The sequence below is a fragment of the Bacillus sp. CCNWLW194 genome (genome assembly GCF_037120585.1).
GTDB lineage: Bacteria > Bacillota > Bacilli > Bacillales > Bacillaceae_G > Bacillus_A > Bacillus_A basilensis.
Genome location: NZ_JBBBBL010000001.1, coordinates 604,613 through 616,776, shown reverse-complemented (window position 1 = coordinate 616,776; position 12,164 = coordinate 604,613). Strand labels below are relative to the sequence as shown.

12 protein-coding genes are annotated in these 12,164 nt (G+C 36.9%); 2 read left to right on the top strand and 10 right to left on the bottom strand.

Annotated elements, in window-relative coordinates; translation table 11 throughout:
* On the top strand, positions 1-1,371 hold a 1,371-nt coding region (locus V7S50_RS03300; RefSeq protein ID WP_336584246.1), incomplete at its 5' end, for a Gly-Xaa-Xaa repeat protein.
* A gap of 80 nt (positions 1,372-1,451) precedes the next feature.
* Here V7S50_RS03300 and hfq read toward each other — a convergent pair.
* Together hfq and miaA are read right to left on the bottom strand one after the other, a co-directional pair.
* Complete coding sequence (gene hfq, locus V7S50_RS03295) at positions 1,452-1,676, bottom strand: RNA chaperone Hfq (protein WP_000813896.1); 225 nt, start codon at positions 1,674-1,676, stop codon at positions 1,452-1,454.
* 21 nt (positions 1,677-1,697) lie between these two features.
* Positions 1,698-2,651: a tRNA (adenosine(37)-N6)-dimethylallyltransferase MiaA gene (gene miaA / locus V7S50_RS03290; protein WP_242251937.1), complete on the bottom strand. Its 954-nt coding sequence runs from the start codon at positions 2,649-2,651 to the stop codon at positions 1,698-1,700.
* Positions 2,652-2,833: 182 nt separating this feature from the next.
* On the opposite strand from miaA, the gene V7S50_RS03285 reads away from it, so the two are divergent.
* Complete coding sequence (locus V7S50_RS03285) at positions 2,834-3,079, top strand: hypothetical protein (RefSeq protein ID WP_242251938.1); 246 nt, start codon at positions 2,834-2,836, stop codon at positions 3,077-3,079.
* Between the two features lie 62 nt (positions 3,080-3,141).
* Here the strand turns inward: V7S50_RS03285 and entD are convergent, their stop codons facing one another.
* The 8 genes from entD to gabP form a co-directional block, all read right to left on the bottom strand.
* Positions 3,142-4,074, bottom strand: a complete 933-nt coding sequence (gene entD, locus V7S50_RS03280) for a cell wall-binding protein EntD (protein WP_242251939.1) — start codon at positions 4,072-4,074, stop codon at positions 3,142-3,144.
* A 348-nt stretch (positions 4,075-4,422) separates the two neighbouring features.
* Complete coding sequence (locus tag V7S50_RS03275) at positions 4,423-6,282, bottom strand: PTS fructose transporter subunit IIABC (protein WP_242251940.1); 1,860 nt, start codon at positions 6,280-6,282, stop codon at positions 4,423-4,425.
* Between the two features lie 13 nt (positions 6,283-6,295).
* Entirely contained in the window at positions 6,296-7,207 is a 912-nt protein-coding gene (gene pfkB / locus V7S50_RS03270) for a 1-phosphofructokinase (protein ID WP_242251941.1), read from the bottom strand.
* Complete coding sequence (locus tag V7S50_RS03265) at positions 7,204-7,956, bottom strand: DeoR/GlpR family DNA-binding transcription regulator (RefSeq protein ID WP_048530344.1); 753 nt, start codon at positions 7,954-7,956, stop codon at positions 7,204-7,206. The genes pfkB and V7S50_RS03265 overlap by 4 nt, the downstream gene beginning before the upstream one ends.
* 158 nt (positions 7,957-8,114) lie before the next feature.
* On the bottom strand, positions 8,115-9,278 hold the full coding sequence (locus V7S50_RS03260; protein WP_242251943.1) for an iron-containing alcohol dehydrogenase: 1,164 nt from the start codon (positions 9,276-9,278) through the stop codon (positions 8,115-8,117).
* Positions 9,279-9,395: 117 nt separating this feature from the next.
* Entirely contained in the window at positions 9,396-9,938 is a 543-nt protein-coding gene (locus V7S50_RS03255; RefSeq protein WP_242251944.1) for a DUF420 domain-containing protein, read from the bottom strand.
* Between the two features lie 317 nt (positions 9,939-10,255).
* On the bottom strand, positions 10,256-10,594 hold the full coding sequence (locus tag V7S50_RS03250) for a hypothetical protein (protein WP_242251945.1): 339 nt from the start codon (positions 10,592-10,594) through the stop codon (positions 10,256-10,258).
* Between the two features lie 134 nt (positions 10,595-10,728).
* On the bottom strand, positions 10,729-12,123 hold the full coding sequence (gene gabP, locus V7S50_RS03245; protein ID WP_242251946.1) for a GABA permease: 1,395 nt from the start codon (positions 12,121-12,123) through the stop codon (positions 10,729-10,731).
* Between the last annotated feature and the right edge of the window lie 41 nt (positions 12,124-12,164).

Genomic DNA, 12,164 nt, shown 5'->3' with positions numbered 1-12,164 from the left:
GGTGCTACTGGACCTCAAGGTAACACTGGCGCTACTGGTGCTACTGGACCTCAAGGTAACACTGGCGCTACTGGTGCTACTGGTGCTACTGGACCTCAAGGTAACACTGGCGCTACCGGTGCTACTGGACCTCAAGGTAACACTGGTGCTACTGGTGCTACCGGTGCCACTGGCGCTACTGGGCCTCAAGGTGTTCAAGGTAACACTGGTGCTACTGGACCTCAAGGTGTTCAAGGTAACACAGGTGCTACCGGTGCTACTGGTGCCACTGGCGCTACTGGTGCCACTGGCGCTACTGGACCTCAAGGTAACACTGGCGCTACCGGTGCTACTGGACCTCAAGGTAACACTGGTGCTACTGGACCTCAAGGTGTTCAAGGTAACACAGGTGCTACTGGGCCTCAAGGTGTTCAAGGTAACACAGGTGCTACCGGCGCTACTGGACCTCAAGGTGCTCAAGGTAACACAGGTGCTACTGGTGCCACTGGACCTCAGGGTGTTCAAGGTAACACAGGTGCTACTGGGCCTCAAGGTGTTCAAGGTAACACAGGTGCTACTGGTGCCACTGGGCCTCAAGGCGTTCAAGGTAACACAGGTGCTACTGGGCCTCAAGGTGCTCAAGGTAACACAGGTGCTACTGGGCCTCAAGGTGTTCAAGGTAACACAGGTGCTACCGGCGCTACTGGACCTCAGGGACCTCAAGGTAACACGGGCGCTACTGGTATAGGAGTTACCGGACCTACCGGACCTTCTGGTGGGCCTCAGGGACCTACTGGACCTCAGGGACCTCAAGGTAACACAGGTGCTACTGGACCTCAAGGTGTTCAAGGACCAGCTGGTGCTACCGGCGCTACTGGACCTCAAGGTGCTCAAGGACCAGCTGGTGCTACCGGCGCTACTGGACCTCAAGGTGTTCAAGGACCAACGGGCGCTACTGGTATAGGAGTTACCGGACCTACTGGGCCTACTGGACCTAGCTTCCCTGTAGCAACAATTGTTGTAACAAACAACATTCAACAAACAGTACTCCAATTTAACAACTTCATTTTTAATACTGCAATTAATGTAAACAATATTATCTTCAACGGCACAGATACAGTTACTGTTATCAACGGTGGTATTTATGTAATTAGCGTATCCATCTCTACAACTGCACCAGGATGCGCTCCACTCGGAGTAGGAATTTCAATAAATGGAGCAGTCGCAACTGACAACTTCTCTTCAAATCTAATAGGCGACTCACTTTCATTTACTACAATCGAAACATTAACTGCCGGCGCAAACATTTCTGTCCAATCTACTCTTAACGAGATTACGATCCCCGTAACAGGAAACACTAACATTCGTCTAACTGTATTTAGAATCGCTTAAATTTCACTATTTATTGTTTATGGCAAATAAAAAAAGAGCGAGAAACTCGCTCTTTTTTTGTTATGTACAATAATTCATTACTACTCTAATTCAATTGAAACATTTTTTTGTGGAACAAATGTAGAAATTGCATGTTTATAAATAAGCTGTTGCTTACCTTCTGTTTCCAGTAGGACTGTAAAATTATCAAATCCTTTAATTAATCCACGAAGCTGGAAACCATTTAATAAGTACAGCGTAACAAACGTATTCTCTTTACGGAGTTGATTTAAAAACTGATCTTGAATATTGATTGATTGCTTCATGTCGAATCCTCCTCTTTTTCTCTACTTACTATTATTCGACTTTAGTTGTAACTTTCCTTCTATGTATCGTAAAATTTCTGACGTTTTTTCACCGTCTGTAACATCAAACCATGTGACATCCATCTTATTACGGAACCACGTTAATTGACGCTTTGCATAACGACGTGAATTCGTCTTTAATTGTGATACCGCTTCTTCTAAAGAGACACGATCCTCAAAATAATTATATATCTCTTTATACCCAATTGCTTGAATAGATTGACAATCACTTATCCCTCTATTATACAATCCTTCTACTTCTTCTAATAAACCTTGGTCCATCATTATATCAACTCGTAAGTTAATGCGATCGTATAGCATTTCTCGATCCATTGTCAAGCCAATCAAGGAAACATTGTATAACAACTCGTTTTCTTGTTTTTCAAGTTGATCACTCATTTTTTCACCCGTCGTGTGGAAAATTTCTAACGCTCTAATGACACGGCGTACATTATTTGCATGAATACGCTCAGCGCTTTCTGGGTCTACTTCTTGTAATTTCTTATGTACATATTCCACACCACGTTCTAATGCTAATTTTTCCATTTGCTCTCGATATATAGTATCACCAGCATCATCCGTAAACTGATAATCGAATAAAACAGATTGTATATACAGACCAGTTCCACCAACGATAATTGGCAATTTACCACGCTCTGTAATCTCTCGAATATGCTTACGAACACGTTCTTGAAATTCGGCAACTGAAAATGATTCTTCCGGATTTTTTATATCGACCATATAATGTGGAATTCCGTCCATCTCTTCTTTCGTCACCTTTGCAGTTCCAATATCCATCGTACGATAAATCTGCATGGAATCTCCACTTATAATTTCACCATTCAACGCTTTGGCAAGATCAATACTTAACTTCGTCTTCCCAACAGCAGTTGGTCCAATGATGACAGCAACTTTTTCACGTTGCACTTCTCCCATATCATTCAACTCTCTTTATGTAATGTACTCCATCTATTGATTATATCCAATCTTACCAATTTTAACGGCATGATTGCAAGTTCTTTCATTTCGGTACATGAAATTATAAATAAAAAAAGAACATAGTTTGTCCAATTCCGCATATACATGATTAAAAGTACCTTCGAGAGGATGAGTTGACTATGAAACAAACCACCATTAATTTTTCATCTTTAACAAAAGACCTCATTTTAGCTACTGCTACAAAAGAACAAAATTGTTCACAAGAAGAATTATACTTCGCCTTAAATTGTTTGCTACGCTCTTTTCATTCTACTCTCCAAGAAACAACATTACATCCAGAAAATAAAGATACAGAGTATATACAAAATCAATTTTGCAGTGCATATAAAATTATTACAGGTAAAACTATTTATCCTTTTCAATAATCCATAAAAGGCGGTTGCTTACATACTTTCAAGCAACCGCCTTTTATATTAATACATATACACTACTGGATAACTTTCACTTTTACAGATTTGCGCCCCCAGCTATTAGCAGTACCATCTGAGCCTACTAATACATCAATACGATTTCCTTTAATCGCACCACCAGTATCTCCAGCAATCGCTTCTCCATATCCTTCTACCCACACTTTTGATCCTAGTGGAATTACTTTAGGATCAACAGCAATTACTTTCATGTTTGGATTCGCTGTTAAATCATGCCCCATTGCAGTTAATACACGACCACCATACGTACCATTCTCACTTGGATGCGCTGTATACGCTGTCGCTTCTACTGTTATTTCACGTCCACCAGCAGGTGCACTTGTTTCAGTAGATTTCGCAACTTGTTTCGTAGTTGACTGCTGTTTTGCCACAGGTTTACTTGAATCTACATTCTTAACAGATTCTTTACTCTTAACTACTTTATTATTTTTAACCGGCGTATTTACCCTTACCGGCGCTTCTTCTTGCGTTACAACTTCTTTCTTTTCAATCACTGGTGCCGTTCCTGTTAAAAATGGCACGTGAACATATCCAACTTTTCCATTGTAGTCGAATTGTAACCATTCATTTTGAACCTGATTTGTCGTTTCAATTACATCATCTTTATTCAGTTTACCAAGAATTTCAGAGTCAGTATTCGCTCCGGCACGAACATTTAACACGCCTGCCGTTACATAATATGTACTTTTTGTAAATTCAGCACTTACAAACGCTTCTTTACCATTTACTTTAATTTTTGTCCATCCATTTTCTGTATTTATAACGTCTAATTTATTTCCACTTAACATTTTACCTACAAGCTTTGACTCTACAGTTGGGTTTTCTCTAACATTTAATACGTCTGTTGTTACAATCGTTTCTGCTTTCGCAGAACCTGTAAAAATCCCAAGACCAAAAACTGCCGCCGTTGCTATACCTAATAATTTTTTCATGAATAGCCTCCATTTGCTTTGTTTTCGTATTTTCATTATAGCAACGGATTTTTAAAATTTTTAGAAAACACACAATTACAAACCATTCGTAATATACGATTAATGATTTGTAACATAAATTTCCATATTAATGAATTACATTTCCAATAGAACCCCCAATAGTTTTCATATATTTTCCACATACAAGCACCAGAATTTTTTTCCAGAAAAAATTACAGTATTACTTTTTTGTTACAAAAAAACCATATTTCATTACATCTTTTACTAAAATTCATCTTTCTTCAATTATTAACCTCCTTTCTTGTAATAAAAGGGAGCAGCTAATAAAAGCTACTCCCTTTACACGTATTATTTAACTTTCTTTTTCCAAATTCCCATCATAAGAGCAGAAACAACTGCCCCTATCAATATCGAGAAAATATATAACACTGGTTTATTTACTAATGCGATAACAAACAATCCACCATGCGGTGCCGGTAATGTAATTTGGAATAACATAGATAATGCACCTGCAATACTTGAACCAACAACACAACTTACTATTACTCGAACCGGATCTGCAGCTGCAAATGGAATCGCACCTTCTGTAATAAACGATGCTCCCATAATATAATTTGTTAAACCAGACTTACGTTCCGCTTCTGTAAACTTCGATTTAAAGAATGTAGTTGCTAATGCAATTGCTAGCGGCGGTACCATACCACCAGCCATAACTGCTGAGTGAACACCAAAGTTCCCTGCTGAGATTGCAGCGATACCAAATGTAAATGCTGCTTTATTAATTGGTCCCCCCATATCGATTGCCATCATCCCACCTAAAATTAAACCTAATAGTATAGCATTTGTACCACCTAAACTATTTAACCAACTCGTTAACATTTCGTTTAACGCAACTACAGGTGGATTAACTACTTTTAACATGATAACACCTGTAATTAATAACCCTAATACCGGATAAATCAAGACTGGTTTAATACCTTCTAACTGCGCTGGTAAACTAGAAAATAATTTTTTCAAACCAACAACAACATATCCAGCTAAGAACCCAGCAATTAACCCACCTAAAAAGCCAGCATTTGCTTGCGCTGCTAAAAATCCACCTACAATACCAGGCATAAAACCAGGTCGATCAGCAATAGAACTTGCAATAAATCCAGCTAAAATTGGTACAAGGAATAAAAAGGCTCCTTTTTCTCCACCGCCAATAGTCATTAATATTTCAGCAATAGGACCTTCCGCCTTAATTCCACCGAACATAAATGCTAATGCGATTAAAATCCCGCCACCAACAACGAATGGAAGCATATTACTTACACCGTTCATTAAATGCTTATAAATTCCTAATCCTTTTTCTTTCTCCGTATTTTCTGCCTTTCCATCCTCTTTTACACCTTTAAAGATTGGTGCATCTTGTTTTACAGCACGATTAAGAAGATTTTCAGTTTTTCTAATCCCGTCAGCGACTGGCACTTGAATGACATGCTTCCCAGCAAAACGGTTCATTTCTACTTGTTTATCTGCCGCGACGATAATAGCCGTTGCACGTTCAATATCCTCTTTCGTTAAACCGTTTTTTATACCTGTTGATCCGTTTGTTTCAACTTTAATTACTATTCCTAACTCTGCTGCTTTTGCTTTCAAGCTATCCGCAGCCATGTATGTGTGAGCGATTCCAGTTGGGCAAGCCGTAACTGCTAATACGTACGGTTCATTTCCTTCTGGTTTTGCAACTTCAATATCAGCTTCTTCTTTTTCATTTTCTTTTTCATCAAATAAACGAAGAAGTTCCTCTTCATCCTTTGCTTCTAACAATTGCTTACGAAACCCTTCATCCATTAATAGTGTAGATAGGCGTGATAACGTTTCTAAATGAGTATTATTCGCCCCTTCACTCGCAGCAATCATAAAGAATAAATGTGCAGACTGTCCGTCAAGCGATTCATAGTTGATACCGCTTACACTTCTACCAAAACAAATCGCTGGTTGCTTAACAGCTTTTGTTTTCGCATGAGGTATAGCAATCCCTTCACCAATGCCGGTTGTACTTTGTGACTCCCGCTTTAAAATAGCTTCTTTAAATTCGGCTTTACTATTTAAACGATTTGCCCCGTTTAATTTCTCAACTAATTCATCTATGACAGCTTCTTTATTTGAAGCTGTCAAATTCATAATAACTGTATCCCTTTTTAATAGTTCTGTAATTTTCATATGTTACTTCCCCCTATCGCTTAGTTACAATTACTTGCGACAATAATTCTTCTACTTTTTCCTTTTCACATAAATCAGCTGAAAATGCTGTTGCACTCCCTGTAGCAACGCCATATTGAAATGCCTTTTCAATATCTTTTGTCTGTTCATATTTACCTATAAATCCCGCAACAAGAGAATCTCCAGCCCCAACCGAATTAATTACAACACCTTTTGGAACAGTTGCTTCATATATACCTTCTGCCGTAAACAATAAAGCTCCATCTCCGGCCATTGATACGATAACGTGCTCTACACCTTGTTCAATTAATTTTCTTCCATACGGTAAAATATCTTCTACTGTTGAAATCTCTACTCCAAATAACTCACCAAGTTCATGATGATTTGGCTTTATTAAAAATGGTTTGTTTTTAATTACATGCTGCAGCGCATTACCACTTGCATCTACCACTACACGAATGCCTTTTCCAGCTCCGAACGCTGCGATTGATTCATAAAAAGTAGTTGGGATAGACGCGGGTACACTTCCAGCTAGTACAACACAATCTCCCTTTTGCATACTTTCAATTTGTTCCATTAATTGTTCAAATTGCTCATTTGTCACACTAGGTCCTTGCCCATTTAATTCCGTCTCTTCTTGCCCTTTTATTTTCACATTAATTCGAGTATCTTCATTTACTTGGATGAAGTTTATTATTACCCCTTCATCATGTAATACATCTTTAATAAATTGACCGGTAAATCCACCAGTAAATCCAAGCGCTACATTTTCAACACCTAAACGATGAAGAACGCGAGAAACATTAATGCCTTTTCCTCCAGGAAACTTCATATCTTTCTCCGCTCGATTTACTTCTCCTAAATCGAAGGTATTAACTTGCACTACATAATCAATAGATGGGTTTAAAGTAACTGTATAGATCATTGTTTATCAGCCTCAATTACATTGGTTTGTCTTTTATATTTTTCTAAATCGATTTCTAAATGGTTTGTAATAATATTTGCATCTTCAACATTGGCAATTTTCGCAAACGCAACTTCTGAAAACTTACTTTCATCAATTAAGAAATATCCTTCGTTTGCTAATGTTAATGCCATTTGCTTTAAAAGTGCCTCTTCTGGATCTGGAGTTGTAAAACCAAGCTGTTCATGTACACCATTCGCCCCTAAAAAACATTTATCAAAGCGATATTTCTGTATACTTTCCTGCGCCATTGCACCGATTAAAGCTTTCGTCCTACTCTTCATCATCCCGCCTAGTAAATATGCACGAATATTATTTTCAACTAAAGCTTCAATATGCATAAGTCCATTCGTAACGACTGTAACATCTTTATTTATTAAAAATGGAATCATTTCAAATGTTGTACTTCCTGCATCTAAATAAATACAATCACCTTGTTCAACTATGTTAGCCGCATACTTCGCAATTTGTTGTTTTATTTGAATGTTTTTGGATGATTTTTCAACCATCGTTGGCTCCTGTCCTTTTCCTGTTAAAACAGCAGCACCACCATGAACTCTCTTTAATAACCTTTGCTTTTCCAATTGTGCTAAATCACGACGAATTGTTGATTCAGAGCTTTCTGTTCTTTCCACTAATTGTTGTAATTTAACAACCTTCTGCTCTTTTACAAGTTGTAATATCATTTGATGACGTTCAGGAGTTAACATTTTACTCACCTCTTCTTTGATTACAGTATAATGAAAACGATCACAAAAATCAACCATAAACATTCACAAATAACCAAAAACAATCAAAAACGGTTATAAACAACAAAAAAGAAACCCATTTGATCGTTATATCAAATGGGTTTCTTTACTCAATTCACTTATAAGGAAGCTTTATATATACTGAAAACATCATCTTTATTTAATTTTTTAAAGTTACCAAATTCGCCATAAGCCATCGCTTTATCCGCCATTAAATCAATTTCATTTTCACCAATAGCGTAATCAGATAATGTTACTGGTGCCTCAATCGAAGTCCAAAATTGACGTAACGCCCCAATTCCTTCTAACGCAATTTCTCGATCAGTCTTTCCATCTGTTTCTACATCGAATACACAAATAGCAAACTGTTTAAAACGACTTACATTTTCATCTACAACATGCTTCATCCAGTGCGGGAATAGAATTGCAAGGCCACCCCCGTGTGGTATATCATGAACAGCTGAAACTGCATGCTCAATATTATGAGTTGCCCAGTCTCCTTTTACTCCCATCGCTAAAATGCCGTTTAACGCCATAGTACCGCAATATAAAATAGTTTCTCTATGCTCATAATTTTCTAGATCACTTAAAAGCTTAGGAGCTGTCTCAATTACTGTTTTTAAAACAGATTCACAATAACGATCTTGTAGTTCTGTATTTGTTCCATGGTGGAAATATTGTTCTAATACGTGCGACATAATATCCACCATACCATAAATTGTTTGATCTTTCGGTACAGAAGCAGTATGCACTGGATCTAAAATTGAAAACTGCGGGAAGGTAACTGAGCTACCCCAACCATACTTTTCATTCGTTTCCCAGTTTGTAATGACAGAGCCAGCATTCATTTCAGATCCTGTTGCTGCAAGAGTAAGCACAGTACCAAATGGTAATGCCTCACTAGCAAATGTTTTTTTCGTTACAATATCCCACACATCTCCATCGTACTTACTACCAGCTGCAATTGCCTTCGTACAGTCGATTACACTTCCTCCACCAACTGCTAAAATAAATTCAACACCATTATCTTTACAAATTTGAATTCCTTTCTTTACAGTTGATACACGTGGATTCGGTTCAACACCTGTCAATTCAAATACTTCTGCATTTATATCCTTTAAAATAGAAATTACATTATCATAAATACCGTTTCTTTTAATGCTGCCTCCCCCGTATACGAGAAGAACTTTTTTACCAAAATGTGGAATTTCAGTTTTTAACTGTTCTAATTGACCTTTACCGAAAATAAGTTTCGTTGGATTACGAAATACAAAATTTTGCATATTCCTTTACCATCCCTTCTATATGAAAAGCAACTATACTTTTGTATACCATATTTTTTTCATTTCACAAAAATATTTGCTTAATAAAAAAATCCCAGCCTACAGGCTGAGATTTTTTTATTGGTAATAAGGTGAGATCATTAAGTAAACAATAACACCAGATAAACTTACATATAACCAAATCGGCATCGTCCAACGTACAATTTTACGGTGACGTGTTAATTGATTTGTAAAACCAAATACAAGTGCAAACAATGCAAGTGGTACAATAATTGCTGCTAGGATAATATGTGTAATTAAAATAATGAAATACACATATTTAATAAATCCTTCTCCACCAAAATGTGTTGCTGGCGCTAAGTAATGATACGATAAATACGAAACACAAAATAGCAACGTTGTTATAAATGCTGCTAGGATGAAACCACGGTGCATTTTCACATTCTTCTTAATAATAGAATATAAAGCAGCTAATAAGAATACGAACGTAAAACTATTAAAAATTGCGTTTAACATTGGTAAAATCGTTACATCAAAATGTACTTCTCCTTCATAGCCAACAGGTCCAAAGAACAAAAATAAAATAATCGCATTTACAATTACAGAAAGCGTTATCACAATAGGAGCATAGCTTTTCTGATTTGTTGATTGATCTACCAAAATGGTCACTCCTTCTTCCTTCAAATATGTATACGTAACCTCACTATTTTAACATACTATTCACAGTGTAAATGTGACAATAGTTTGACACAGCAAGACAAAACAAAGAAAAAATCCTTCTTAATAAAACTTCTTAAGAAGGATTTTATCGCTTTATTATTCAAATAGCAACGCGATTAGTTTTTGTTAAAAAATGTATCGCTATATGCTTGAAAAATTTCAGACACTTGATATCCCATTAATGAAATTGCTGTTAATGAAAAGAAACCAATCATAAGAAATCGAAACCACATATAAATCTCCTCCTTGTATTTAGCTTAAAAAACATTCGCTATATTACAAGTTGAATGGCACTCTTCATCGTCACTTTCCTTTTTCTTTACAATTGCTGTAATAAATCGAATCATAAAGAAAGCTACAAAAGGAAATTGTTCGTAATTTACCTTGGCATAGTTCAGCAACGGCTCGCGTTGCACATCGAACGGGGATGAGAAAGAATAGAACATACCTTGCTCTTCCATATATACAATTACAATCTTCATACAAAATACGATTCCTAGAAACGAAACAATATCTTGCCATTCTGTCGTATATAACAGGTTATACAGCTCTAATACGTACTCTTCCATCTTCATCCCCCCTTCCTTTTTTACCATTTTGCTCGCCTTCGTATAAAAAGTCAAGAAAAAAGTTTATATTCACTATGACAATAGTAATTACTCTTTTCTTTACTTATATATGAATCTTTTCTACTAATGATTGGATGTAGCATTTCTTAGAAAACAAGAAATTAGAATCGAACAGATTCCTCATTCTTACTTTTAGTATTCAACACTGTACTATTTTTATTTCTATTAAAAAGAAAATAAGAAATGATTATAAGAACTGTAACAAGCATCGTCAAAAGTGCTTGTGAACGTAAAGATTCAATTGCAAGCATCGCAACTAAAACTACTATAATAGCTGCAATTGTAACATACGTCACATACGGGAAGAACCACATTTTCACTTTCAAATTTTGTTGTTCCACTCTTCCCATTTTTTTACGAATCTTTAAATGCGAAACAGCAATAACGAGATAAACGAGTAACGCAATCCCGCCAGATGCATTCACTAAAAATAAAAAGACTTTATCTGGAGATATGTAGCTAAAAACAACTCCAATATAAGCGAAGAACGTTCCGAATAAAACTGCCCGGACTGGAACACCACTACTGTTTAATTTCAAAAACGCCTTTGGAGCATCTCCTCTTTCTGCCATCGAAAAAAGCATTCTTGAGTTTGTATATAAACCCGAATTTAAACATGAAAGTACAGCTGTTAAAACGATAAAATTCATAATTTGTGCTGCCGCTGGTATTCCTATATGTTCCAGTACCGCTACAAACGGACTTTTTAGTATGTTCGCTGAATTCCATGGAAGAAGTGTAACAACTACAGCGATAGATCCAATGAAAAATACGAGAATACGCCAAATCACGCTATTTGTTGCTGTTTTAACTGCTTTTACAGGTTCAGCAGATTCACCAGCTGCTACTGCAACAATCTCAGATCCCATAAATGAAAATATAACGACAGTAATTCCAAGTAGCACCGAACTTATACCGTTTGGCATAAATCCTCCTTGTCCTACTAAATTCGAAGTACCAGGTGCTTCCGTTCCTGGTACAAATCCTAAAATAACAGCTAGTCCAAGACAAAGGAACAAAACAATACTAATTACTTTAATAAAAGAAAACCAATATTCAAACTCTCCAAATGATTTCACCGAAAAAACATTCGTCAATGTTAATAAAATCGTTAATATTAGGCTTAATAACCAGAGTGGGATTTCTGGAATCCAGTATTGAATAATACCAGCACCTGCTGTGGCTTCAATCGCAATAACAATTACCCAGAAAAACCAATATAGCCATCCAATTGTATAACCTGCCCATGGCCCAATTGCTTCTCGTGCATATGTTGCAAATGAACCACTTGTCGGGTTAATAGCCGCCATTTCTCCTAACATTCTCATAACGAAAATAACTAGTAGGCCTGCTAAAGCATATGAAACGATAGAGCCCGGTCCTGCTGAATGCACAACTGCACCGCTCCCAACAAACAAACCAGCTCCTATTACGCCGCCAATTGAGATCATTGTAATGTGGCGTATTTTGAGGTCTTTCTTAAGATTTTTATCCAACTCTTGTACATCCCCTTCCAAACTTAATTTTGAAATTTATG